The organism is Micromonospora musae, from assembly GCF_003626545.1.
GTDB lineage: Bacteria > Actinomycetota > Actinomycetes > Mycobacteriales > Micromonosporaceae > Micromonospora > Micromonospora musae.
Map to the genome: position 1 here is coordinate 466,853 of NZ_RAZS01000002.1, position 25,473 is coordinate 492,325.

The window sequence follows — 25,473 nt, forward strand, 5'->3', positions numbered from 1 at the left end:
CCCACGCTGACGAGGCGACGGTCACCGGCTACCTCTTGTCGATCCTGATGGTCGCCGTGCGGTAGCTGTCGCGCTTGCCCTTCTTGGTCGGGTCGTAGTTGTTCTCGACGTTGCCGGCCGCGTCGACCGAGAACCACTTGAACGTGGTGGTCGCGGTCACGTGGAACACCTGCCCCGGCTCACGGAACTCGGTCGCCTCGTAGCGCTGCGACTGGAGCGTGGGCCGGCTGCCGTCCGTCGTGTAGTAGACGGTGGCCGGCTCGTTCGTCTCGAAGCGCACGTCGACCGGCGCGCGGTACTTCCCGCCGCCCGGTACGAGCGTGGACTTCGGGTCCTTCTTGTCCTTGCCCCAGTCCGCCGCGACCCGGAACATCTCCATGATCCCGTTGGCGTACTCCATCGTCTCGGAGTGGCCGCTGACCAGGTTCGGGTCGCCCTCCCACGGCGGCTGGAACGAGCCGCCCTGCCAGTTGCCGGTGGCCGGGTTGTAGACCGAACCGCCGACCTCCCAACCGAAGGCGTAGATGCCGTAGGTGTGGTACAGGTCCTCGCGCACGTTGCCGGCGGAGGAGTAGAGGACGTCCGACGAGCCGCCGACGTTCTCCGGCGTCACGACGGTCTCCCGGTACGCCTTGACCTGCGAGAGGATCCGGCCGGCCGACTGCCAGTAGAACGCCTCGTCACCCAGCGGCGGGCGCGGCGTGGTGATCCGGCCGTCGGCGATGTACGCGCCCGGCTGCCAGAAGAGCTGACCGCCGTTCGAGTGCACCGACATCATGAACTTGATGTTCCGGTACTTCTCGACCAGCCAGATGATGTTCTGCGACTCGGGCTCGGAGAGCTCCTCCGGCCCCTGGTAGGTGCCGCTGGTGCACACCGTCGAGCCGCCGGCGTAGCCGTCGTGGCCCGACCCGACCCGGTAGTTCCGGTTCAGGTCGACGCCCCAGGAGTCACGCCGGCCCGGGTCGGCGTTCTCGTCCGGGCAGTGGTTCGTCAGGTTCTTACGCTGCGAGGCGAAGTTGTAGAAGCTGTAGTTCGCCCCGTCGGGGTTGTTGGAGAGGATGAAGAAGACGTCGGTGCCCTCGACGATCTTCTTGGTCTCCCGGTCGGTCCGGTAGTTGTGCACCAGCCGCTCGGCCGACTCCAACGAGGTCGTCGCCGGCACCCACTCGCGGGCGTGGTCCTGCGCCTGGATCAGGACGCCGGGCTTCGTGCCGTCGCGGTGCTTGCCGATCCGCAGCACCGGGATCGTCGCCGGGCCGCGGGGCACCTCGCCTTCCGGCGCGCCGACCCGCTTCTGGTCGAGGAAGTCGGTGAGCGCGACCGGGCCACCGGTTGCCGCGACGATGCCGGTCCCGGTGTTGGTCCGGTACGGGTGCGCCCGGTCGACGAGGCCCGCGGACTGGGTCTCCAGCGCCGTCGCCACCTGGGCGGCCGTGCTCGCGAGCGCGCCGGCGGCGTCCTTGGCGAGCAGTACCCGGATCGCCTTGCCGGTCACCTCGACGGCGAGCGGGAGGTCCGCCCCCGGGCGCTCGACGAAGTCGACGGTGATGTCGTTGCCGCCCTCGTGGCCCCACGCCGCCGAGCTGACGACGACCGCGGACTGCCCGGTGCCGCCGATGGTGGCCTGCGCCTTGCGCTGATAGCCGTTGGTCTTGTTCGGCAGGTAGATGATCTGGGCGATGTCCGGGTACTGCCGGGCGATCTCCTTGGCGCGGCTGTAGAGCTGCTGCGGGGTCTGGTAGCCGTCGACGAAGTCGGACTTGTAGCCCCGGTTCTCGGTCAGCGGCGGCGGGGCGTTCTCCAGCCAGTCGGAGACCTTGCCGGTGGTGACGCCGCCGGTCGAGCTGGTGACCCGGATCTGGCTCGGACGCTCGTCGAGCTTGAACAGGTTCCGGTGGAACATGTACTGCCCCGAGTCGACGAAGCGGCTCATCGTCCGGGGGAAGCCGAACGAGGTGCCCCGGCCCGAGTCGTTCTCGAGCTGCATCCCGACGACCGGGTCCTCCTGCTGCCCCTCGGTGGTCCGCGCCTCGACGTAGAGGAAGCCCTGCCCCTTGGTGGTGAACCAGTCGGCGCGGACGACCCGGACCGTCTGCTCGTGGCTGAGCGGCGCGACGGCCTGCCGGCCGGCGGCCTGGAACCCCCCGTCGGCCTGCTCGTTCCAGGCGAAGCCCTCGTCGGCGCCGAGGATCCGGACGCCCATCGACTGGAGTTCGGCGACCTGCTCGGCGGTCACCACCGCCTCGCCCTCGATGCCGGTCGGCACGCGCTTGACGCCGTGCTCCAGGTCGAACCCGGCGGCGACCACCTTGTCCAGCATGTCGGCGCCGGTCAGCTGGAGGCGTACCAGGCGTACCGATTCCTGAGCCTCGAGGTGCGATCGCTTCGCACCCGCGCCGGCTGTGGGGTGCGCGGGGTCCGCGCCCGCCGGCGCGGTCGCCATGAGGACGCTTCCCGTCATGGCGGTCAGCGCGAGAAGCGCGACGTTGAGATGCCTGCGTCGCATACTCCCCTCCTTCCGTGTGCGGTCAGTGGTTGATCCTGGCCCGCCCAGGTGCCGACCGCTCCGATCTACTGGGGACTGACGCGCTGAACTCGCCCACGGTGGACCGTGGTGGCAGGACGGGGATCGCGGTCGTGAGACGGGTCGAGAGGGCTGTGGGCGAGCCGGGTGCGGTGATCGTATTCGCAATCCTCACATCGATGGCTGACGTGCTGCGGATTTGAGGATTACTTGAGGCAACGCCCACCGGCGTGCGTCCGGGCCGGGAAACGGGGCGGGCCCGCCGGGCGCGGATCAGGTCGATCCGCGCCGGGCGGGCCCGGAGGGTGGTCTGCGCGCTCCGCACCGGGCGTCGGACGGCCCGGTGCGGAGCGCCGCCGGTCAGAAGTCGTCGTCGAAGGTGACGCTGCCCGTCACCGCGACCTGGTACGCCGAGACCCGGCGCTCGAAGAAGTTCGACAACTCCTGCACGTCCTGCAGCTCCATGAACGCGAACGGGTTCGCCGAACCGTAGAGCGGCTCGATGCCGAGCTGGGCGAGCCGGCGGTCGGCGACGTGTTGCAGGTACTCCCGCATGTCGCCGAGGGAGAGCCCGGAGACGCCCTGCTCGAGCAGGTCCTCGGCGAACTGCACCTCGCACTCGACCGCCTCGGCCAGCATCTCCCGCACCTGGCTGGCCAGCTCGTCGTCGAAGAGTTCCGGCTCCTCGCGCCGTACGGTCTCCACCACGTCGAAAGCGAAGGCCATGTGCATGGACTCGTCGCGGAACACCCAGTTGGTGCCCGAGGCGAGCCCGTTGAGCAGGCCGCGGGAGCGCAGGAAGTAGACGTAGGCGAACGCGCCGTAGAAGAAGAGCCCCTCGATGCACGCGGCGAAGCAGATCAGGTTCAGCAGGAACGCCCGGCGGTCCTCCCGGGTCCGCAGCTCGCGCAGCTCGAAGATGGAGTCGATCCAGCGGAAGCAGAACTCGGCCTTGCGCCGGATGGACGGGATGTTCTCGATCGCCGCGAACGCCGCGAAGCGTTCGCTGTCGTCCGGCACGTAGGTGTCCAGCAGGTTCAGGTAGAACTGGACGTGCACCGCCTCCTCGAAGAGCTGGCGGGACAGGTAGAGCCGGCCCTCCGGGCTGTTGACGTGCTGGTAGAGGTTGAGCACCAGGTTGTTGGCGACGATGGTGTCGCCGGTGGCGAAGAACGCGACCAGCCGGGACACCAGGTGCCGCTCGGCGGGGGAGAGCTTCGCCAGGTCGGCGAGGTCGGAGTGCAGGTCGACCTCCTCGACGGTCCAGGTGTTCTTGATGGCGTCCTTGAACCGGTCGAAGAAGTGCGGGTACCGCATCGGACGCAGCGTCAGGTCCATGCCGGGGTCGAGCAGCATCTGCCGTGCTTCGGCGCCGGTGGTGCGGGGTTCGGGGATCGTGGTCACTGGCAGGCCTCGCAGCTCTCGGGGTTCTCCAGGGAACAGGCCAGCGCCTCGTCGTCGCTCACGGCGACGATCGGCTTCACCGTCTGACCGACGGCGACGGTGGCCTGCTGGATGCGGGTCGCGGGACGCGACCGCAGGTAGTAGGTGGTCTTCAGCCCGGACTTCCAGGCGTGGAGGTACATCGACGACAACTTGCCGATGGTCGGCGCGGCCAGGAACAGGTTCAGTGACTGCGACTGGTCGATGAACGGGGCGCGGGCGGCCGCGAGGTCGATCAGGGCCCGCTGCGGCAGCTCCCAGGCGGTGCGGAACAGCTCACGGACGTCGACGGGCAGGTCGGCGATCCCCTGCACCGAGCCCTCGGCGCGCTTGATCTGCTCCCGGATCGCGGGCGTCCAGAGCCCGCGCGCCTTCAGCTCACGCACCAGATACGTGTTGACCTGGAGAAACTCGCCGGACATGGTCTCGCGCTTGAACAGGTTGGAGACCTGAGGCTCGATGCACTCGTAGCAGCCGGCGATCGAGGCGATCGTCGCGGTCGGGGCGATCGCGACCAGCAGCGAGTTGCGCAGGCCGTGCGCGGCGACCGCCGACCGCAGCGCGGCCCACCGGGCCGTCTGGCTGGGCTCGACGCCCCACAGGTCCGGGTGCAGGTCGCCCTTGGCGGCGCGGGTCTCGGCGTACGCGGGGTGCGGGCCGAACCGCTCGGCGAGCCCGGCCGACGTCTCCAACGCGGTCAGGAAGATCTCCTCCTGCACCCGGGTGGAGAGCTCCCGGGCCTGCGCGGAGTCGAACGGCAGGCGCAGGGTGAAGAAGGCGTCCTGCAGGCCCATCAGCCCGAGCCCGACCGGCCGCCAGCGCGGGTTCGACGCCGCCGCCTGCTCGGCCGGGTAGTAGTTGATGTCGATCACCCGGTCGAGGAAGACCACCGCGGTACGCACCGTCGAGCGCAGCTTCTCCCAGTCGACCCCGTCGGCGGTGACGTGCGCGCCGAGGTTGACCGAGCCGAGATTGCAGACCGCGGTCTCGGCGTCGTTGTTCACCTCCAGGATCTCGGTGCAGAGGTTCGACAGGTGGATCGTGTTGCCGGGCGCGCCGGTCTGGTTGGAGAGCCGGTTCGACGGGTCCTTGAACGTCATCCACCCGTTGCCGGTCTGCGCGAGCGTGCGCATCATCCGCCCGTACAGCTCCCGGGCCTTGACCGTCTTCACGGCCTTCTTCTCGGCCGCCCGGTACGCCTCGTCGAACTCCTCGCCGTACAGGTCCGGCAGCTCCGGCGCCTCGGACGGGTCGATGAGCGACCAGTCGCCGTCCGCCTCGACCCGCCGCATGAACTCGTCCGGGATCCAGTTCGCCAGGTTGAGGTTGTGCGTACGCCGGGACTCCTCACCGGTGTTGTCGCGCAGCTCGAGGAACTCCTCGACGTCCGGGTGCCACGGCTCCAGGTACACGCAGGCCGCCCCCTTGCGCCGGCCGCCCTGGTTGACCGCCGCGACGCCGGCGTCGAGGGTCTTGAGGAACGGCACGATCCCGTTCGACCTGCCGTTCGTGCCGCGGATCAGCGCGCCACGGCCGCGCACCCGCGACCAGGCGATGCCGATGCCGCCGGAGAACTTCGACAGCTTCGCCACCTGGTGGTAGCGCTCGTAGATCGAGTCCAGCTCGTCGCGGGGCGAGTCGACCAGGAAGCAGGACGACATCTGGGTGTGCCGGGTGCCCGAGTTGAACAGGGTCGGCGAACTCGGCAGGTACGCCAGCGACGACATGAGCCGGTAGAACTCGATCGCCTCGACCGGTGTCTCGGAGAGGCCGCACGCCACCCGCAGCAGCCAGTACTGCGGTGTCTCGACCACCAGCCGCGACTGCGGGTGCCGCAGCAGGTAGCGGTCCGCGACCGTGCGCAGGCCGAAGTACTCGAACCGCAGATCACCGGCCGGTTCCACGGCGTCGTCCAGCTTGCGCGCGTGACGTGCCACGAACTCGGCCGTGTCGTCGCCGATCAGGCCCAGACCGTGGGCGTACCGGATGGACTGGCTGAAGCTCTCGACGCCCTGCCCGCGCACCTCCTTGTCCACGTAGGCGGCGAGCAGCCGCGCCGCGAGCTTCGAGTACTGCGGCTCCTCACCGATCAGCTCCGCAGCCGTCTGGATGGACAACTTGTCCAGCTCCGCGGTGGTGGCCCCGTCGTACAGCCCGCTGATCGTCCGGGTGGCGACCCGCAGCGGGTCCACCTCGCCCAGGTCGGCGACCCACCGCTCCACCGCCCTGACGATCTTGTTGACGTCCACCGGCTCGGTGTCGCCGTCGCGCTTACGGACCTGCATCACATGCCGACGCTGCTCCGGCACCGCCTGATCGACTGCCGCCTGCTCCTGCGTCGCCGTCATGTCCCCTCCTCACGCATGTCCACTGTCGACGAACGCGCAGGAGGAACGCCACTGGCCGCCTCACGGCAGGCCGGCCGTGACCGGCCGGCTGATGGCGTCGGCCGTCCCGCGCGGCCTCCGACCACCGCACGCGACGCGTGCGGCGCGCTGGCAGGTCTTCGGACTCGCGGGCGTGACCGGGGGAGACCGGTCGCCTACTGGCCGTCGCTTCCCAGGCCCGTCGGGCCCAGTGCTCGATGACGGCGTTCGTTCCCACTCACCGCTGCGGGGCAGTCCCGGATTCGCACCGGGTTCCCTCTTGCCTCGGCCGCCCCGTGCAGGTGCGGCCGAACCAGCTGCGTGAGACACCATATATGCCGCCGTCGGCGGGTCGGCAACACCAGATGTCGCGTCCGCGTGTCGCCTTTCTCTCACCGTCGCCCGGGCGCGTGCCGTCCGCCGCGATGCCGTGGCCGGGAGCATGTCGTCCACCGGGGCGCCGTCGTCGTCGGTCGGGCGACCGGCGTCGTCCCCGGGTCGGGCTCCGTCCGGTCCGGACGCCGCGGCCGGGGGCGGCGTACGTCACGCTGCCCGTCGGGCGCTTGCCCCGCCCGGTGACGGCCCGATAGCCTCTCGCCCGTCAAGGTGCACGGGAAGCCGGTGAAATGCCGGCGCGGCCCTCGCCACTGTGACCGGGTAGCGATCTCCGAGAAACGCCACTGGGCCCATCCGGGCCTGGGAAGGCCGGAGTGAGCGTCGATCCGGAAGCCAGGAGACCGGCCTTGACGGGATCTCATCCACGAGGTGCTGGAGAGGAAGGTCGTCGATGCACATCGCCGAGGGGTACCTCCCCCCGATACAGGCCGCGGCGTGGTTCGCGGTGTCCACACCGTTCGTCGTCCACGGCAGCCGGGCGCTGGTCCAGCAGGTCCGCCAGGACCCGGAGTCGAAGCTGCTGCTCGGCGCCGCGGGCGCGTTCACCTTCGTGCTCTCCGCGTTGAAGATTCCCTCGGTGACGGGTTCCTGCTCGCACCCGACCGGCACCGGCCTGGGGGCGGTGCTGTTCCGACCGCCGGTGATGAGCGTGCTCGGCGGCATCGTGCTGCTCTTCCAGGCGGTGCTGCTCGCGCACGGCGGGTTGAGCACACTGGGCGCCAACATCTTCTCGATGGCGATCGTCGGCCCGTGGGTGGCGTACGCGGTCTACGCGCTGATCCGCCGGCTCGGCGGCGGACTGGACGTGGCGGTCTTCGCCGCGGCGGCACTGGGCGACCTGGCCACCTACTGCGTCACCAGCGCCCAGCTGGCGCTGGCGTTCCCCGACCCGGCGACCGGCTTCGTGGGCGCGCTCGTCAAGTTCGGCGGGATCTTCGCGGTGACCCAGATCCCGCTGGCCGTCAGCGAGGGGCTGCTCTCGGTGCTGGTGGTACGCCTCCTGACCCGGGTCAGCGGCGACGAGCTGCGCCGGCTCGGCGTGCTGCGGAAGCCGGCGGTGCAGGCGTGAAGCGCTTCTCCCGGGTCAACCTGCTCCTGCTGCTCGCGGTGGTGCTGCTGGCGGTGGCGCCGGTGGCGCTCGGCCTCGGTTCCGGTGAGGAGCCGTTCGCCGGCGCGGACGCGCTCGCCGAGCAGGCGATCGTCGACGACCACCCCGACTACGAACCCTGGTTCTCGCCGATCTACGAGCCGCCCTCGGGCGAGGTGGAGTCCGCGCTCTTCGCGCTCCAGGCGGCGCTCGGCGCCGGTTTCCTCGGCTACTACTTCGGGGTCGCCCGGACGCGGCGGCGGTACCGCATCGCCGAGCAGCCGCACGAGTAGGTGTTCGCTCTCGACGTCGCGGCCCACACCGGCCCGTGGCGGTCACGGCACCCCGGGGAGAAGGCGCTGCTCTCGCTCGGGTTGCTGGCCTGCGCGGTGATCCTGCCGCCGTGGCCGGGCGCGCTGCTCTCCGGCCTGGCGGCAGCGGTGCTGCTCGTCGGGCCGGCACGGGTGTCGCCGGCCGTGGTGCTGCGGGCGGCGAGGGTGCCACTGCTCTTCGTGGCGACGTCGACGGTGCCGCTGGTGGTGACGGTGCACGCGCCGATCCGGCTGACGGTCAACACCGCCGGCTTCGGCACGGCGGCGCACACGGCCGGCCGGTCGGTGGCGGCGCTGACCTGCCTGCTGCTGTTCAGCGCCACCACGCCGCTGTCGGAGGTGCTGCCGAGGCTGCAACGGCTCGGGGTGCCCGCGGCGGTCACCGAGGTCGCCGCGCTGACGTACCGGATGCTCTTCCTCCTGGTGGAGAGCGTGCGCGCGGTCCGGGAGGCGCAGGCGGCCCGGCTCGGCTTCCGGACCTGGCGCACCGCCTACCGGTCGCTCGCCGGGCAGGCGGGCGCCATCTTCGTGCGGGCGTTCAGCCGGGCACGGCGCCTCGAGGAGGGGTTGGCGTTGCGGGGATACACCGGTTCGCTCGCGGTGCAGGTCGAGGCGCGACGGATGTCGCCGCCGTTCCTGGTGGCGAGTGGAGGACTGCTCGTCCTGATCGTCGCGGTGACCGCCGCCGTCGTCGTCGGGCCACAGTGGTGACCGATCCGCTGCTGGACGTCGCCGGCGTGCACTTCGCCTACCAGCCGGGCCGTCCGGTCCTCTCCGGCGCCGACCTCCGCGTCGAGCCGGGCCAGCGGTTGGCCGTGGTCGGCCCCAACGGGGGTGGCAAGACGACCCTGTTCCGGCTCGCCGCCGGCGCGCTGACGCCCGGCGCCGGCCAGGTCGCCGTCGCCGGTGTCCGGGTGCGGCACAACCGGACGGGCCTGCGCGCGCTACGACAGCAGGTGCAGCTGGTGCTCCAGGACCCGGACGACCAACTCTTCTCCGCCAGCGTCCGGCAGGACGTCTCCTTCGGGCCGGTCAATCTGGGGCTGCCGCCGGAGGAGGTCCGACGCCGCTGCGACGAGGCGCTGACCGCGCTCGGGGTGGCCGCGCTCGCCGACCGTCCGACCCACCTGCTCTCCTACGGCCAGCGCAAACGGGTGGCCATCGCCGGGGCGGTGGCGATGCGACCCCGGCTGCTCATCCTGGACGAGCCGACCGCCGGGCTCGACCCGGCCGGGGTGGAGGCGTTGCTGCGGACGTTGGACGACCTGCACGCCGCCGGCACCACCGTGGTGCTCTCCACCCACGACGTCGATCTCGCCTACCGCTGGGCGGACGCGGTGGCCGTGGTCGCCGGGGGTGAGGTGCGCACGATGCCGGCGGCCGCGGGGCTGGCCGACGCCGGCCTGCTCGCCGCGGCGCACCTGCTGCCGGCCTGGGCTCCGCTGGTGCACCGGTTGCTCGACCGGATCCCCGGGCTGGCCGGCGCCCGCCCCGGCTCGGCCGCCGACCTCGCCGCGCTGCTCACCGCCGAGTCGGAGCGGGAAGCCGGCGGGCGACCCCCGTCGCACGGGGAGACGGCAGGCAGCCGGTCCGCCGGCTGACCCGGCTCGTCCGCCACGGTGTCGCCGGGGCCACCGAGCTGCGTGTTCCGGACCGGACCGCCGCGGTGTGCCGGATCAGCGCCGAGCGCACTCCACCGGACAGCTAGGGTGAATTGCCGGAATCCGGACGGCAGGGGAGACGGTCGAGGAGAGCGCGATGACGAGAGGCGCCGGCCGACCACGATGGTCCGGTCAGACCACGTGGGTCGGCCGGTTCGACGCCTCGCTCCGCTCCTTCCTGCGTACCGAGACCGGCAGCGCCCGCCTGGTCGTGCTCGCCACGGTGGCCGCTCTCGTCTGGGCGAACGTCGGCCTGTCGTCGTACGAGTCGTTCTGGCACACGCCGCTCTCCCTGCGACTCGGCGACTGGGAACTCGCCCGCGACCTGCGCGGCTGGGTCAACAGCGGACTCATGACGATCTTCTTCCTGGTCGCCGGGTTGGAGCTGCGTCGCGACTTCGACATCGGGGAGCTGCGGGAACGGCGGCGGCTCACGTTGCCGCTGCTGGCCGGGCTCGGCGGCATGCTCGTGCCGATCCTGATCTATCTCGCGATCAACGCCGGGAACACCACCGCGGCCGGTTGGGGCGTGGTGATGGCGACCGACACCGCGCTCGCGCTCGCCACGCTCGCCATCCTCGGACCACGCTTCTCGGATCGGCTGCGCGGCTTCCTGCTGACGGTCTCCGTCGTCGACGACGTGGTCGCCATCGTCGTGCTGGCCGTCGCCTACCCGGAGCACCCGTCGCCGCCCGCGCTGCTCACCGCGGGCGGGATCTTCGCCGTCGTCCTGCTGGCGCGGGCGACCGGGTTTCGGTACGGGCCGATCTACCTGCTGCTCGGCGTGGCGGCCTGGGTGGCGGTCTCGGTCTCCGGCGTCGACCCGGTCGTGGTGGGCCTCCTGATGGGTCTGCTCACCTACGCCTACGCCCCGAGCCGGGTCGACCTGGAGCGCACGAGCGACCTGTTCCGCCTCTTCCGGGAACAGCCCACCCCGCAGTTCGCCCACTCGGTGCGCGCCGGTCTGGTGGCCGCGCTCTCCCCGAACGACCGCCTGCAGCACCTCTACCACCCGTGGGCGAGCTACGTGATCGTGCCGCTCTTCGCCCTGGCCAACGTCGGCCTCGTCATCGACGGTGAGCTGCTGGCCCGGGCCGTCACCTCTCCGGTCACGCTCGGTGTGGTCGTGGCGTACGTGATCGGCAAGCCGGCGGGGATCATCCTCACCTCGCGCCTGGTGACCGTACTCACCCACAACCGGCTCCGGCCCCCCGTCGGCTGGGGCGCGGTGACCGGCGTCGGCACGGTCTCCGGCATCGGATTCACCGTCGCCCTCCTGGTCGCCTCCCACGCGCTGAGCGGTCCGGCGCTGGACGAGGCGAAGCTCGGCATCCTCGCCGCGACGGTGGTGTCGGCCGTCGTCACCTGGTCGGTCTTCCGGCTCGCCGCCCGGCTGCCGGCCGAGCGGCGCGCCCGCGCGTTGCTCGGTACCGCGGAGGAGATCGTCGATCTGCTGGTGCCCGTCGACATGGACCGGGACCACATCCGAGGGCCGGCGGACGCGCCCGTGACGGTCGTCGAGTACGGCGACTTCGAATGCCCCTACTGCGGGCAGGCCGAGCCGGTGGTCCGGGAGCTGCTGGCCGAGTTCACCAAGATCCGGTACGTGTGGCGGCACCTGCCGCTCACCGAGGTCCATCCGCACGCCGAACTCGCCGCCGAGGCCGCCGAGGCGGCCGGGGACCAGGGCGCGTTCTGGGAGATGCACGACCTGCTCTTCGAGCACCAGGACGCGCTGGGCACCGTCGACATGCTCCACTACGCGGAGCAGCTCGGCCTGGATCTGGACCGGTTCCGGGACTACCTCGCCGAGCGCCGCAGCGTCGACCGGATCGGTGAGGACGTCGACTCGGCCGACCTCAGCGGGGTCTCCGGAACACCTACCTTCTTCATCAACGGCCGCCGCCACCACGGTGCGTACGACATCACCGCGCTCTCCGCCGCGGTGAAGGGGGCGTTCGCCCAGGCGAAGCTGCGTCCCGAGTAGCCGACCGGCAGCTTCCCCGATTCTTCGAAATTCATCGATCGATCGTGAACCGGTCCCACCCGCTCCGCGTGCCTACCAGTGGGGCCCGGTCTCGGCGCGACCGCCCGACGAACGTGTCGGTGGGTTCGCCGGCCTCGGCCCCCGGGCGGGGTGCCCGACGGCAACGAGGCCCGGCGGTCGTCGTCCGGGACCGGCCGTAACGCCCCTGGCTTGTGCCCGCGTTGAACAGGGAGGAGGCCACCACCACCGAACCACGCGAGGCGCCGGGTCACGCCCGGCGACACCGTCCACGGAATTCGCGTCATCAGTCGGGAAGAAGGGAAACCTGGCATGCCCGTACGACATGTCCGTGCCGTCGACCCAAGCCGCAAGCCCCCGGACCCACCCATCGGATCCCCTGACGATCGTGTGCCGCCACCCCGACGCCGTCGTACCCGAAGGAGCGTCGCGTTGCTCGCCCTGGCCGCGACCGGGCTCTCCGTGACCGTGACCGGCGGGCCGGCCAACGCCGAACCGGGCGGTCCCACGATGCTCGACCCGAAACTGGCGGTGCGCACGGCCGTCACCGGGCTGGTCAGCCCCACCGGCATGGCCTTCCTCGGCGACGACGACATGTTCGTGATCGAGAAGACGACCGGGCGGGTCCAGCGGGTGGTCGACGGAGTCGTCGCCGGCACGCCCCTCGACCTCGCCGTCAACTCCGCCTCCGAGCGAGGACTGCTCGGCATCGCCCTGCACCCGCGCTTCCCGGCGAACCCCGGGGTCTATCTGTACTGGACGGAGAGCACGACCGGCGCGGACAGCAACGTCGTCACCGAGACCGCGCAGCTCGGCAACCGGGTGGACCGCTTCGTCTGGAACGGGAGCACGCTCACCTTCGACCGGAACCTGATCCGCATCCGCGCGGTGCAGGAGGACGTCGGTCAGCCGGCCCGCGGCAACCACAACGGCGGGGTGCTCAGCTTCGGCCGGGACCGGAAGCTCTACGTCTTCACCGGCGACCTCGGCCGGCGCGGCCGACTGCAGAACCTCACCTGCGGGCCGACCGCCACCTGCCCGGGGCCGACCGTCGCGGACGACCAGTTCGGCGGCCCGGCGCCGGACCGGGCCCACCTCAGCGGCGTGGTCCTGCGCCTCAACGACGACGGCAGCACGCCGATCAGCAACCCGTTCTTCCGGGCCGGCGCGAAGATGGGCGGCGAGGTCGGCGCCACCGTCCAGAAGATCTTCTCCTACGGCCACCGCAACGGCTTCGGCATGGCCGTCGATCCCGACACCGGGAACGTGTGGATGCAGGAGAACGGCGATGACAGCTTCAGCGAGCTGAACCGGCTGGAGCCGGGGATGAACGGCGGCTGGATCCAGATCGCCGGGCCGGTGGGGCGGGTCGACCAGTTCAAGGAGATCGAGACGACGTTCGGTGGGCAGAACCTCCAGCAGCTGCGCTGGCCGCCGACGAACATCGCGGACAGCCCGTGGACGGCGCTCCGCCGGCTCTTCATGCTCCCCGGAGCGCACTACAGCGATCCGGAGTTCAGCTGGAAGTGGGAGGTCGCGCCCGGCGGGCTGGGCTTCCTCGACAGCCGCCGGCTCGGCCCGCAGTACGAGGGTGACCTCTTCATGGGGGCCGCGACCGGGGCCCTCAACGGGGGATACCTGTTCCGCTTCGACCTGACCGGCAACGGCCGGCAGGTCGCCGTCTCCGATCCCCGGCTGAAGGACCGGGTGGCGGACAACCTCGCCAAGCACGAGATCACGGAGAGTGAGAGTCTGCTGGTCGGCCGCGACTTCGGCGCCGTCACCGACATCGAGACCGACCCGGACGGCAACCTCGCGGTGCTGTCGCTCACCAACGGAGCGGTCTACACGATCCACCGGCGCTGACGGGGCCCGTCACCCGCGGTGGGACCCGCCCGTTCGCCATGCCGGACGGGCGGGTTCCTCCGTTTCGCCGCTGGTCGGCACGGGTACAGGCGTGCCGGCAACTCGCGGAGGGCGGTGGACGCCGTGCACCTCGGTCGGCTCGGTGACCTGCTGGTGGGTACGGTCGGCGACGCGGCGGCGAGCGTCGCCGACGCTCGCCGGGGGCTCCGGCGCCGCCCGCTCCCCGCCGGCGGGCTCGTCCTCGCCGCCGGTCTGCTCGCCGGGTACCTGATCGCCCGCGCCCGGCGAGCCGCCTGATCACACCGCCTCCGCCGCACGCCGTCGGCCGGGCCGGCCGAATCCACCGGTGGTGGTGACATCTCGTACCCGTCTGGCGTTTACCGCCCCGGACGACGGGTAGCCGCCGCCAAGTTCGCTCTGCCGGATGCTGTCCGGTTCCGCGCTCGCGCAGCTGTGGCCCCGACACCGGTCGGGGGCGGGCGAACCCGGAGCGAGGAGGGCGACGTGCAGGAGATCGTTGGCGAGTGCCTGGCCCGGCGACTGGCGGACTGGGGGGTCGACACCATCTTCGGCCTGCCGGGCGACGGCATCAACGGCCTCATGGAGGGCTTCCGCCGGCACCGCGACAAGATCCGGTTCATCCTGGTGCACCATGAGGAGGCCGCCGCCTTCATGGCCACGGGGTACGCGAAGGCCACCGGCCGGCTCGGCATCTGCGCCGCCACCTCCGGGCCGGGCGCCATCCACCTGCTCAACGGCCTCTACGACGCCAAACTCGACCACGTGCCGGTGCTGGCGATCACCGGCATGCAGGAGACGTCGGTGCTCGGGTCCAACTACCAGCAGGAGGTGCACACCACGCAGCTCTTCCAGGACGTGGCCGCGTACAACCTGATGATCACCAACCCGCAGCAGGTGCCCGGGGTGGTGGACCTGGCCATCCGTAACGCGCTCGGCAAGCGGACGGTGGCCCACCTCTCCTTCCCCAACGACCTCCAGGTGGCTCCGATCACCGGCGACCCCTACCGGCACGTCAGCCCGGGCAAACCCCCGAAGAGCAGCACGGTGCTGTCGCAGCCGCCGGTGCCGGCCGCGCAGGCCGACCTGGATCGCGCCGCCGAGGTGCTCAACGCCGGCCGGAAGGTGGCGATGCTGGTGGGCGTCGGCGCCCGCGACGCGCGCGACGAGGTGCTCGCCGTGGCCGAGGCGCTGGCCAGCCCCATCGTGAAGACTCTGCCCGGAAAGATGGTGGTGCCCGACGACCATCCGCTCACCACCGGCGGTCTCGGCCTGCTCGGCACCCGACCGAGCGAGGAGCTGATGGAGGAGTGCGACACCCTGCTGATGGTGGGCACCTCGTACCCGTACGGGAAGTACCTGCCCGAGCCGGGTCAGGCGCGGGTCGTGCAGATCGACGTGGACCCGAGTCTGATCGGGCTGCGGCTGCCCGTCGAAGCCGCCATCACCGCCGACGCGCGGCTCGCGCTGGGGCAACTGCTACCGATGCTGCAGGCGCGTACCGAGCGGTCGTTCCTCGGCAAGTACCAGAAGTCACGCGACGCCTGGCTCTCCGACATGGTGTCGCTGCGGGACCCGGACCGCAATCCGATCGCGCCGCAGTACCTGATGGGCTGCGTCGACGAGGCCGCGACCAACGACGCGATCCTGACCTGCGACTCCGGCACGGTCGCCACCTGGTCGGCCCGGCACTGGACGATCCGCGGCGAGCGGGAGTACTACCTCTCCGGCAACCTGGCCAGCATGGCGCCGGGCCTGCCGTACGCGATCGCCATGCAGCACGCCCATCCGGGACGCCAGGTCATCGCCTTCGTCGGTGACGGTGGCTTCGCCATGCTGATGGCCGAGTTCCTCACCGCGGTACGGCACGACCTGCCGGTCAAGGTGATCGTCAACAACAACAACTCGTACGGCCAGATCCTCTGGGAGCAGATCATCCTCGGCTACCCCGAGTACGCCGTGCGGCATCGGCAGCCGGAGGCCGACTTCGCCGCCTGGGCGCGCGCCTGCGGCGCGTTCGGCGTCAAGGTGGCCGACCCCGCGGCGTTGCCCGGCGCGATCCGGGAGGCCCTCGCGCACCCCGGTCCCGCGGTCGTCGACTGCGACGTCAACCCGAACGAGCCGCCGATGCCCGGCAAGATCCGCTACGAGCAGGCGAAGTACTTCACCGAGTCGTTCCTGCGCGGCCAGCCACACAAGATCGCCACGCTCGCCAGTGTCGCCCGCGACAAGTTCAACGAGTTCCGGTCATGACCGGGATCCTGCTGCCCGCCCCGGTACGCCGGCCGGCCGAGCCGGCGCAGGACATCGATCTCAACGCGCTCGCGGCCGAACTGCGCGCCGAGGTGGACGGCGAGGTCCGGTTCGACGCCGGCTCGCGGGGCGCCTACTCCACCGACGCCTCGAACTACCGGCAGGTGCCGCTCGGCGTCGTCGTACCCCGATCCGTGGAGGCGGCGGTGGCCGCCGTCGCGGTCTGCCGTCGCCACCGGGCCCCGCTGCTGTCCCGGGGCGGCGGCACCAGCCTGGCCGGTGAATCCACCAACACCGCCGTCGTGCTCGACTGGTCGAAGTACTGCCACCGGCTGCTGGAGGTCGACACCGACTCGCGCACCTGCCTGATCGAGCCGGGCATCGTGCTCGACACGCTCAACGAGCGACTCGCCCCGACCGGCCTCCAGTACGGCCCCAAGCCGGCCACGCATGACCACTGCACCCTCGGCGGCATGCTCGGCAACAACTCCTGCGGCGCCACCGCCCAGCGCACCGGCAAGGTGGTCGACAACATCGTCGAGCTGGAGGTGCTGCTCTACGACGGAGCCCGGATGTGGGTGGGGGAGACCGATGACGAGCAGTACGCCGAGATCCAACGCCGGGGTGGCCGGCGCGCGGAGGTCTACCGGCAGCTGCGAGCCCTGCGCGACGAGTACCTGGCCGACATCCGCGCCCGCTACCCGCAGATCCCGCGCCGGGTCTCCGGCTACAACCTCGACAGCCTCCTGCCCGAGAAGAACTTCCACGTCGGCCAGGCACTGGTCGGTTCCGAGGGCACCCTGGTCACGATCCTGCGCGCCCGGCTGAAGCTGGTCCCGATCGTCCCGGCCAATTCGCTCGTCTTCCTCAGCTACCCGGACATCGCCGCCGCCGGGGACGACGTGCCGCGCGTCCTGCCCCACGAACCGATCGCCCTCGAGGGCATCGACGACAAGTTGATCAACTTCGAGCGACGCAAGAAGCTGCACCCCGCGGCGCTGCAGGAGCTGCCCAGCGGCGGCGCCTGGCTGATGGTCCAGCTCGGCGGCGACACCCCGGAGCAGGCCAAGGCGGCGGCGGACCGGCTGATCGCCGAGGTCCGCCGCGACGGCGGGCCCACCGTGCACGAGTTCGCCGACCCGGACGCCGAACAGCGGATGTGGGAGGTCCGCGAGTCGGGGCTCGGCGCGACCGCGCACGTGCCGGGCGCGGAGAGCACCTGGCCCGGCTGGGAGGACTCCTCCGTCGCACCGGACCGGCTCGGTGACTACCTGCGCGACCTGCTGCGGCTGTACCGCGAGTACGGCCTCGAACAGGCTTCGGTCTACGGCCACTTCGGGCAGGGCTGCGTGCACAGCCGGATCCCCTTCCGGCTGCGTAGCGCCGAGGGGATCCGGCAGTTCCGCTCCTTCATCGAGCGCGCCGCCGACCTGGTCGTCTCCTACGGCGGCTCGTTCTCCGGCGAGCACGGCGACGGCCAGGGCCGCGGTGAACTGCTGCCGAAGATGTACGGTGACCGGCTCGTACGCGCGTTCGGGCAGTTCAAGGCGATCTTCGACCCGGACGACCGGATGAACCCCGGCAAGGTGATGCCGCCGTACCCGATGGACAGCCACCTGCGCCTCGGCGTGGACTACAACCACGGCGGCGTGCAGACCGTCTTCGCCTACCCCGACGACGGGGGAAGCTTCGGTGAGGCTGTGCTGCGCTGTGTCGGCGTGGGCAAGTGCCGCCGCGAACACGGCGGGGTGATGTGCCCCTCCTACATGGTCACCCGGGAGGAGGAGCACTCCACCCGGGGACGGTCCCGGTTGCTGTTCGAGATGCTCGACGGCACCGGGCGCGGTGGCGCCGTCGCCGGCGGTTGGCGCTCCACTGCCGTACGGGACGCGCTCGACCTCTGCCTCGCCTGCAAGGGCTGCAAGGCGGACTGCCCGGTCAACGTGGACATGGCCACCTACAAGGCGGAGTTCCTGTCCCACCACTACGCCGGCCGGATCCGGCCGCGCACGCACTACTCGATGGGCTGGCTGCCGGTGGTCGCCGTCGCCGCCGGGGTCGCGCCCCGCACCGTCAACGCGCTCGCTCAGGCCCCCGGGCTGACCTGGCTCGCGAAGCTGCTCGGCGGGATCGACCAGCGGCGGCGCATCCCCAGCTTCGCCCGCACCTCCTTCCAGCACTGGTTCGCCGGGCACCGTCCGCACGGTGACGGATCGCGGGGTGAGGTGCTGCTCTGGCCCGACACCTTCACCAACCGGTTCCACCCGGGAATCGGGCAGGCGGCGGTCGAGGTGCTGGAGGCCGCCGGTTGGCGGGTGCGGGTACCGGCGGGTCCGGTCTGCTGCGGACTGACCTGGATCTCCACCGGTCAGCTCGGCACCGCGAAGCGGGTGCTGCGCCGCACCGTGGACGTGCTGCGCCCGTACCTGCGCGCCGGCACTCCCGTAGTGGGGCTGGAACCGAGCTGTGCCGCGGTCTTCCGCAGCGACGCCCACGAGCTCTTCCCCGCCGACGACGACGTGCGCCGGCTGCGGGAGCAGACCGTCACCCTCGCGGAGCTGCTGCACGAGCACACCCCGGGCTGGCAGCCGCCGCGGCTTCCGGTGCGCGCGCTGATCCAGACCCACTGCCACCAACACGCCGTCCTGGGTACCGCCGCCGATCAGGCCGTGCTCGCCGCCGCCGACGTCCAGGCGGAGTTCCTCGACTCCGGCTGCTGCGGCCTGGCCGGCAACTTCGGCTTCGAGCAGGGGCACTACGAGGTCTCCGAGGCCTGCGCCGAACGGGTCCTGCTGCCCGCCGTACGGGACGCCGCCGAAACCGACGTGCTGCTGGCCGACGGGTTCAGCTGCCGTACCCAGGTCGAGCAGAGCGCGTCCGGCGGGCGGGCCGCGATCCACCTGGCCGAACTGCTCCGCGCCGGCCTGCACGGCCCGACCGTGCCCCCCAGGCCGGAGCGGAGCTGGTCGCAGCGCCCCCACCCGCCGTCCCGCCCCGCCCGCCTGGCCGCCCTCGGCCTGACCGGCCTGGCCGCGCTGGGGCCTGCCGCGCTCGCGGTGCGGGCCGCGCTCCGCCGACGGTGAGCGGTCTGCGGCTCGCCGTCGAGGCGTACCAGGTGCCGACCGACGCTCCCGAGGGCGACGGCACACTCGCCTGGACCAGCACCACCCTGGTGCTCGTGCGGGCCGAGGCGGACGGTGTCACCGGCATCGGCTGGACGTACGGCCCGCGGGCCGTGGTGCCGGTGGTGACCGACCTGCTCGGTCCCGTCGTCGCCGGCCTGGACTCGGACGACGTGCCGGCGGTCTGGTCGGCGATGCAGCGGCGGCTGCGCAACGCCGGCCGGCCGGGCGTCGCCGGGCTGGCGCTCTCCGCCGTCGACTGCGCCGTCTGGGACCTGAAGGCCCGCCGCCACACGATTCCGCTGGCCCGGCTGCTCGGCACCGCCCGCCACCGGGTCCCCGTCTACGGCAGCGGTGGGTTCACCACCTACGACGCCGAGCGGCAGCACCGTCAGCTCGCCGGCTGGGTGCACGACGACGGCATTCCCCGAGTGAAGATCAAGATCGGGGAGTCGTGGGGGAGCGAGGTGGCGCGGGACGTCGACCGGATGACCGCCGCGCGGCGCACCATCGGCGACCACGCCGAGCTCTACGTGGACGCCAACGGCGCCTTCCAGCGCAAGCAGGCCATCCGCGTGGCCCACGCTGTCGCCGACCTCGACGTGCGCTGGTACGAGGAGCCGGTCAGCTCCGACGACCCGGTCGGGCTCGGACTGGTCCGGGACCACGTCCGGCCCGACGTGGCGGCGGGCGAGTACGGCTACGACCTCGGCTACTTCCACCGCCTGGCCCCCTACGTCGACTGCCTCCAGATCGACGTGACCCGGTGCGGTGGCATCAGCGAGTTCCTCCGCGCGGCGGCGGTCGCGGCGGCCGCCGGGCTGGAGGTGTCCGCGCACTGCGCACCGCACCAGCACCTGGCGGTCGCCGCGGCCACCCCCAACCTGCGGCACATCGAGTGGTTCCACGACCACGTGCGGATCGAGTCGATGCTGTTCCACGGCGCCGTGCGGGCCGTCGGCGGCAGCGCACCCGTCCCGCTGGAGGAGAGCGGCAACGGCCTGACCTTCCGTACCGACCGTGCGGAGCCGTACCGGGTGGCGTGACACGCCCAGGACGCCGGCCGCCCCTGCCCGGTCCGGCCTCAGCCGACCTCGGTCTGCCCGAGGACCAGGGCCGTCTCCAGCATCAACGCGTGCACGAACGCCTGCGGCAGGTTCCCGCGCAGTTGCCGCTGGCCGACGTCGTACTCCTCGGTGTACAGGCCGGCGGGGCCGCACGCCGCACGGTTGCGCTCGAACCACCGCAGCGCGGACACCCGGTCGCCGGCTTGCCACGCCGCGAGCGCCGCCGTGAACCCGCAGAGCAGGAACGCGCCCTCGGCGTCGCCGAGCGGCCTGCGGTCCGGCCGGAACCGGTACAGGTAGCCGTCACGCTCCAGCTCGGCCAGCACCGCACGGCGGGTGGCCTCGGTACGCGGATCGTCCGCCGGTACCGCCCCGCGAATCCCGGGCAACAGCAACGCGGCGTCGACCCGCTCGTCGTCGTAGGCCCGCTGCCAGCGCCCGGAGGAGTGCCGAGCGTGCGCCCCGACGTCGGCGAGGATCGCGTCGGCGAGCGCCGCCCAGCGCCCGGCCACGGCGGTCGGCGCCACCCGGGCGGCGGCTCTCAGCCCGGCCACGCAGGTGAGCTTCGAGTGCGTCCACTGCTGGGCGGGCAGCTCCCAGATGCCCGAGTCCGGTTCGCGCCAACGTTCCTCGACGATCCGGGCGGCGAGGTCCAGCGCCCGCCACGAGTCGTGCGGTAACCGGTCATGGTGGGCCGCGGCGGCGAGCAGGAGCAGGACCTCCCCGAACGCGTCCAGCTGGAACTGCCGCCGGACCCAGTTGCCGACCCGCACGGGAGCGCCCGGGTAGCCCGGCAGGAAGTCCAGGTCGGTCTGCGGCGGCACGGTCCCACCGGAGACGGTGTAGGCGGGCGCGAGCCGTTCGCCGTCGGCGAGCACCCGCGCGGTGAGGAAGGCTGCCGCCTCGTCCAGCAGCTCGTACCGGCCGGTCAGGGCGGCGGCCTGCCCGGCGAACGACTGGTCCCGGATCCACGCGTACCGGTAGTCGTAGTTGCGCCCGGCGTGGGCCCGCTCCGGTAAGGCAGTGCTCGCCGCCGCCACCATCCCGCCGCCCGGGCTGGTCAGGCCCCTCAGCACCGCGTAGGCGAGGGCGGCGTCCCGTTGCGCGTCGCCGCCGGCCAGGCGGGGTGTCGATGCCCGCCACCCCTGTTCGGTGATCCGCCAGAGCACGTCCGGGTCCGGCGGCGGCTCGACGAGCGGATCGACCGAGACCTCCAGCACCAGGTCGTGCCGCTCGCCCTTCGGCACGTGCAGCTCACCCTCGAGTGCCTCGTCGTGCGTGAGACGAAGCCGGTCCCCGGCGCTGTGCCGTACGTGCAACTCGCCCGTCCGGGCCGTCCACGAGCCGTCCGCGCGACGAGCGTCGACGAGCGGGGCTCGGCCGAAGTCGGCCCGGGGATCGAGCCGCACGCGGACGAGCGCGTCGCGGTCCAGCGCGTGGACCCGCCGCAGCAGCACCACCCGACGGGCGTCGCCGGGGAAGAGCAGTGCCTCGCGGGACTCCACGACGCCGTCGGTGGTCACCCAGCGGCTCACCCAGATCAACGACCCGGGCTCGTAGTGCCCGCTCCAGACGAACCGTGGGCCTACGGGCTCGACCAGATAGCGACCCCGCCCACCCAGCAGACCGCTGAAGAGCGGGGGATCGGCCCAGCCGGGGGCGCACAACCAGACCACGTCGCCGTCGGGGCCGATCAGCGCGCCGCGATGGCCGTCCGCGAGCAGCGCGTACTCCCGCAGCACCTGGGGTGCGCTGACCAGTCGTACCCGGGTCGGATCCCCGTCGTCCGACACGGCGCACCTCCTCCCGTCGCCACCGCCGAACGCTCCCGCTACCCGCTGCCGGGCGATCCACACCAGGTGGGCGCGCCGACTCGCGGTGACCGCGCTGCGCCGACCGCCGCCGGCCGCCCCGGGCCCATGCCTCGCCGGGTTCCCGAACCCCGGCCGGCGCCGGTTCCGTGCCCGCCCGGGCCATTGGCTGTTTCCGCGTCCGAACTATGTCCGCATAGGCACAGTAAGTGGGTGGACGACGGCGGGGAGGCGAACTCGCAGCGTGCGTTCGGGGCCGGTGGAGAGATCAAGGCCGCGACACACGGCGGGGTGACGCGCGCGGAGCTCTTCCTGGACCTGGTCTTCGTCTACGCCTTCATCAACGTCACCCACCTCATGGCGGAGGGCCCAGCCCTGGACTCGTTGCTCCAGGGCGGGCTCGTGGTGCTGCTCATCTGGCGCAGCTGGTGCGGGTACGCCTGGGTGGGAAACCTGGTCCGGCTCGACCGCGGCGCGTTGCCGATCGCGGTCTTCGCGGTGGCCATCGTGATCCTGCTCGTCGCGGTCGCCATTCCGGAGGTCTTCGTCAACCACTCGTTCGGGTTGGTCGGCCCGCTCGTCTTCGTCGTCGGCTTCCTGGCGACCCGGATCGGCTCCCTGCTGATCGTCTCCCGGGCCCGGCGTGGCGGTCCCCGCTGGTCGTCCAGCCCCGCCCGGCGCGCCTGGCTGCCGCTCGCCGGCAGCCTCCCACTACTGCTGTGCGCGGTCCTGCTGCCCCAGCACCTACCACCCGGGCTGGCCACGGAGATCCTCCAGCTCGTGCTCTTCGCGGTCGCGATCGTCGTCGACTACTTCGGGCTGCAGGCGGCGGGGGCAGGGACGTGGCAGCTGACGTCGGCCCGGCACTGGGCGGAGCGACACAACCTGATCATGCTCATCGCGCTCGGCGAGACGATCATCTCGATCGGAACGAGCCGCGGCTTCGGCGGCGACGTCCCCGTCACCTGGTCCATGCTCGCCGGGGCGGCGCTCGGGCTCCTCGTCGTGGCGTTCCTGTGGTGGGCGTACTTCGACATCGCGTCGCCCTCCGGCGAGCAGGCGCTGGAGGGCACCCCGCCCCAGCACGTCCGGTCGCGCCGGGCCCGCGACGCCTACACCCTGCTGCACCTGCCGATGATCGGCGGGCTGATCCTGGTCGCGTTCGGGCTCAAGAAGGCGCTCGGCGGGACGCCCATCGGTGAACCGGAGCACTGGACCGCGTCGGACCTCGGGGCTCTCTACGGTGGCGTCTTCCTCTACCTGCTCGGACTGGTGGCGTTCGAGTGGCGTACCGCCCGACGCATCGGTCGCGGCCCCGTGCTGGGCCTCGTCCTGGTGGCGCTGCTCTCCGTGCCGGCCCGCGGCCTGACGGCTCTGGGGTCGCTCACCCTCCTCGCCGGCGCCCTGGTCTGCCTGGTGATCGCCCATCTGACCGTGCTGCGAGGTCGTCACCAACAATTGCACCGCGACGTCGAGGAGACAGCGTCTCGGGAGGTCGACGCCACCCCCGAGGAGCTCTTCCTGGACCTGGTCTTCGTGTACGCGTTCATCCAGGTCACCGTGCTGATGATCCGGAACCCATCGGTGATCGGGGTGCTCCAGGGGTTGGCCGTGCTGGCGCTGCTGTGGTGGTCGTGGGTCAACTACACCTGGTTCACCACGACGATCCGCAGCGCGGGCAACGCCCTGCGGCTCGTCGTCCTCCTCGCGGTGGCACTGACCCTGATGCTCGGCATCGCCACTCCCCAGGCGTTCGGCTACATCTCCGGCGGACTGCCCGGGCCGCTGATCGTGGTCACCGCGTACGCGGCGGTTCGCATCCTGCACCTGGTGGCGTTCTGGTGGGTGCTCCGGCACGACGCGGAGCTCCGCGCCATCGTCGCCCGGGCGGCCGTGCCGACCGGCGTGGGGATCGCGCTGCTCTTCGGCGCGGTGTCGACCGGGGTCGTGACGGAGAAGCCGGTCAACCCGATCAGCACGTTCTGCTGGACCGTCGCCCTCGTCGTCGACGTGGGCGGCGGCTACCTCATCCGGTCCCGCAACTGGCGGCTGCGATCGGTCAGCCGGTGGATGGGCCGCTTCAACCTGATCATCCTCATCGCGCTCGGCCAGGCGGTGATCTCCACCGGCATCGCCGCCGGCGACCCGCCCGTCTCGATGGCCACCTTCCTCGCCGTGGGGCTCAGCGCCGCGCTGATCGCCGCGCTCTGGTGGACCTACGTCGGCAGCGACGTCGTCGTCGCCCAGCGCTTCGCCGAGCTGCGCACGAGCGGCGAACGTGGCGCGCTGGCCCGGGACGCCTACGCGTACCTGCACCTGTTCCTCGTCGTCGGCTTGGTGCTGGTCGCCTTCGGGTTGCGTACCACGCTGCCTCGGCCGGGGCACGACCTCGACGCTCCGGCGACGGTCGGGCAGGCCACGCTGGCCTGCGGAATCGTCGTCTACCTGCTCGCCGACCACCTGATCTGGCGACGCGCGAACCGTCCGATCGGTGGCCGGCGGGCGGCCAACCTGGTCGTCGCCGCGCTGGCTCCGGTGACGATCCTGCTGCCGATCATGTGGGCGTTGGTCGTCCTCACGGTGGCGCTGGTCCTGGCGCACCTGATCGGACGCAAGGCCATCCCGTCACCGGGCGCCGTGCTCGGCGACGGCAGATGAGCCCACGGCGACGGGGGAGCGTCGCGGGCCGGGTTCGTGCGGGTCGTGCGGGGCCTCGCCGACAGGCGGTCCGGTGCTCCGCGCCGGCTCCTGGCGGCCGGTGTCCCGATACGATCCGGTCCGTGGGGGTGGGCAGATATCACTCGCCGCGGCGCGCCGACGCCGCGGCGGCGACCAGGGCGATGATCCTGGCCGCCGGGCGCGAGCTCTTCCTGAGCCAGGGGTACGCGGGAACCACGGTGCCGCAGATCGCCCGGGCCGCCGGGGTCGCCGTACCCACCGTCTACTCCAGCGCCGGTGGGAAGGCCGACATCCTGGCGGCGCTGATCGAGCCGATCACCCGCGATCCCGCGGTCGCCGAGACGTTGGCCGCCATCGGCGGGAGTGCGGACGCCATCGAGATCCTCACGCTGCTGGGAGAGGGCGTGCGGCGGACCCACGAACGTCACTGGGACGTCATCGTCGAGCTCTTCCCGCAGAGCCAGTCGGAGCCGGCCGCCGCCGAGGTGTACGACCGGATCCTGCGCGCGTACCAGGAGGCCTTCGGCGCGGTGGCCGACCGGCTCGCCGACCTCGGTGCGCTGCGCCCCGGGCTGAGTCGTGACGACGCGCTCGACCTCCTCTGGTTCTACCTGGGACAGGCGGCCTGGCCCACGCTCGTGCGGGACCGCGGCTGGTCGTTGGAGCGGGCGGCGCGCTGGCTCACCGCCCAGGTCACCGGCGCGCTGCTGCCGGTCGGCTGAGCCGCCGCGCAACGGATCGGCCGCTCCGGCGCGGCGGTGCTCCCCCCGATGCCGGGGTCGCCCGTGGGCCGTCCTCCATCGCGGTCGGCCCGCGCGGTTGCCCGGTTTCTCGGACGTC

16 protein-coding genes and 2 riboswitches are annotated in these 25,473 nt (G+C 71.9%); of the genes, 12 read left to right on the plus strand and 4 right to left on the minus strand.

Translation table 11 applies throughout. From position 1 onward, the window contains the following. Positions 1–28: 28 nt before the first annotated feature. The 3 genes from D7147_RS06490 to D7147_RS06505 all read right to left on the minus strand — a co-directional run bounded on the left by D7147_RS06490 (position 29) and on the right by D7147_RS06505 (position 6,318). Positions 29–2,509 (minus strand): M14 family metallopeptidase, encoded by a 2,481-nt coding sequence (locus tag D7147_RS06490; RefSeq protein ID WP_120674616.1) that lies wholly within the window; start codon positions 2,507–2,509, stop codon positions 29–31. Positions 2,510–2,887: 378 nt separating this feature from the next. Beyond that, on the minus strand, positions 2,888–3,883 hold the full coding sequence (locus D7147_RS06500; protein ID WP_120675269.1) for a ribonucleotide-diphosphate reductase subunit beta: 996 nt from the start codon (positions 3,881–3,883) through the stop codon (positions 2,888–2,890). Positions 3,884–3,927: 44 nt separating this feature from the next. Beyond that, a complete protein-coding gene (locus D7147_RS06505; RefSeq protein ID WP_120674620.1) occupies positions 3,928–6,318 on the minus strand; it encodes a ribonucleoside-diphosphate reductase subunit alpha in 2,391 nt (796 codons plus the stop codon). Between the two features lie 132 nt (positions 6,319–6,450). Then, a riboswitch (cobalamin riboswitch) is annotated at positions 6,451–6,669 on the minus strand. 254 nt (positions 6,670–6,923) lie between these two features. Next, a riboswitch (cobalamin riboswitch) is annotated at positions 6,924–7,096 on the plus strand. Between the two features lie 27 nt (positions 7,097–7,123). On the opposite strand from D7147_RS06505, the gene D7147_RS06510 reads away from it, so the two are divergent. From D7147_RS06510 to D7147_RS06555, 10 genes are all read left to right on the plus strand, one after another. Next, positions 7,124–7,801, plus strand: coding sequence for an energy-coupling factor ABC transporter permease (locus D7147_RS06510; RefSeq protein WP_120674622.1), 678 nt, complete (start codon positions 7,124–7,126; stop codon positions 7,799–7,801). Then, positions 7,798–8,112: an energy-coupling factor ABC transporter substrate-binding protein gene (locus tag D7147_RS06515; protein WP_120674624.1), complete on the plus strand. Its 315-nt coding sequence runs from the start codon at positions 7,798–7,800 to the stop codon at positions 8,110–8,112. The genes D7147_RS06510 and D7147_RS06515 overlap by 4 nt, the downstream gene beginning before the upstream one ends. After that, the gene (gene cbiQ / locus D7147_RS06520; RefSeq protein ID WP_120674626.1) at positions 8,113–8,862 is read left to right on the plus strand and encodes a cobalt ECF transporter T component CbiQ; all 750 of its coding nucleotides are present in this window, start codon (positions 8,113–8,115) and stop codon (positions 8,860–8,862) included. Then, positions 8,856–9,752, plus strand: a complete 897-nt coding sequence (locus D7147_RS06525) for an energy-coupling factor ABC transporter ATP-binding protein (RefSeq protein WP_199734095.1) — start codon at positions 8,856–8,858, stop codon at positions 9,750–9,752. Before cbiQ ends, D7147_RS06525 begins: the two co-directional genes overlap by 7 nt. A gap of 157 nt (positions 9,753–9,909) precedes the next feature. Then, positions 9,910–11,799, plus strand: coding sequence for a Na+/H+ antiporter NhaA (gene nhaA, locus D7147_RS06530; RefSeq protein WP_120674628.1), 1,890 nt, complete (start codon positions 9,910–9,912; stop codon positions 11,797–11,799). A 450-nt stretch (positions 11,800–12,249) separates the two neighbouring features. Beyond that, positions 12,250–13,683 carry a PQQ-dependent sugar dehydrogenase gene (locus D7147_RS06535; RefSeq protein WP_158609297.1) on the plus strand — a complete coding sequence of 478 codons (1,434 nt, stop codon included), beginning with the start codon at positions 12,250–12,252 and terminating at the stop codon, positions 13,681–13,683. Between the two features lie 114 nt (positions 13,684–13,797). Continuing rightward, on the plus strand, positions 13,798–13,980 hold the full coding sequence (locus D7147_RS06540) for a hypothetical protein (RefSeq protein ID WP_120674632.1): 183 nt from the start codon (positions 13,798–13,800) through the stop codon (positions 13,978–13,980). Positions 13,981–14,187: 207 nt separating this feature from the next. Then, the gene (locus tag D7147_RS06545) at positions 14,188–15,954 is read left to right on the plus strand and encodes a thiamine pyrophosphate-dependent enzyme (RefSeq protein WP_233562971.1); all 1,767 of its coding nucleotides are present in this window, start codon (positions 14,188–14,190) and stop codon (positions 15,952–15,954) included. Beyond that, positions 15,951–19,037 (plus strand): FAD-binding and (Fe-S)-binding domain-containing protein, encoded by a 3,087-nt coding sequence (locus D7147_RS06550; RefSeq protein WP_120674634.1) that lies wholly within the window; start codon positions 15,951–15,953, stop codon positions 19,035–19,037. Before D7147_RS06545 ends, D7147_RS06550 begins: the two co-directional genes overlap by 4 nt. Beyond that, positions 19,034–20,122, plus strand: coding sequence for an enolase C-terminal domain-like protein (locus D7147_RS06555; protein ID WP_120674635.1), 1,089 nt, complete (start codon positions 19,034–19,036; stop codon positions 20,120–20,122). Before D7147_RS06550 ends, D7147_RS06555 begins: the two co-directional genes overlap by 4 nt. A 38-nt stretch (positions 20,123–20,160) precedes the next feature. On the opposite strand, the gene D7147_RS06560 is transcribed toward D7147_RS06555, so the two are convergent. Continuing rightward, on the minus strand, positions 20,161–21,936 hold the full coding sequence (locus D7147_RS06560) for a glycoside hydrolase family 15 protein (RefSeq protein ID WP_233562972.1): 1,776 nt from the start codon (positions 21,934–21,936) through the stop codon (positions 20,161–20,163). Between the two features lie 231 nt (positions 21,937–22,167). On the opposite strand from D7147_RS06560, the gene D7147_RS06565 reads away from it, so the two are divergent. Then, complete coding sequence (locus tag D7147_RS06565) at positions 22,168–24,612, plus strand: low temperature requirement protein A (protein WP_158609298.1); 2,445 nt, start codon at positions 22,168–22,170, stop codon at positions 24,610–24,612. A gap of 122 nt (positions 24,613–24,734) precedes the next feature. Next, positions 24,735–25,355 carry a TetR/AcrR family transcriptional regulator gene (locus D7147_RS06570; RefSeq protein WP_120674641.1) on the plus strand — a complete coding sequence of 207 codons (621 nt, stop codon included), beginning with the start codon at positions 24,735–24,737 and terminating at the stop codon, positions 25,353–25,355. Positions 25,356–25,473: the final 118 nt, after the last annotated feature.

Bases quoted from the DNA above. Each gene is read 5' to 3' on its own strand.
- D7147_RS06490 (WP_120674616.1), bottom strand. From the start codon at position 2,509: ATGCGACGCAGGCATCTCAACGTCGCGCTTCTCGCGCTGACCGCCATG.
- nhaA (WP_120674628.1), top strand. From the start codon at position 9,910: ATGACGAGAGGCGCCGGCCGACCACGATGGTCCGGTCAGACCACGTGG.
- D7147_RS06505 (WP_120674620.1), bottom strand. From the start codon at position 6,318: ATGACGGCGACGCAGGAGCAGGCGGCAGTCGATCAGGCGGTGCCGGAG.
- D7147_RS06500 (WP_120675269.1), bottom strand. From the start codon at position 3,883: ATGCTGCTCGACCCCGGCATGGACCTGACGCTGCGTCCGATGCGGTAC.
- D7147_RS06550 (WP_120674634.1), top strand. From the start codon at position 15,951: ATGACCGGGATCCTGCTGCCCGCCCCGGTACGCCGGCCGGCCGAGCCG.
- D7147_RS06510 (WP_120674622.1), top strand. From the start codon at position 7,124: ATGCACATCGCCGAGGGGTACCTCCCCCCGATACAGGCCGCGGCGTGG.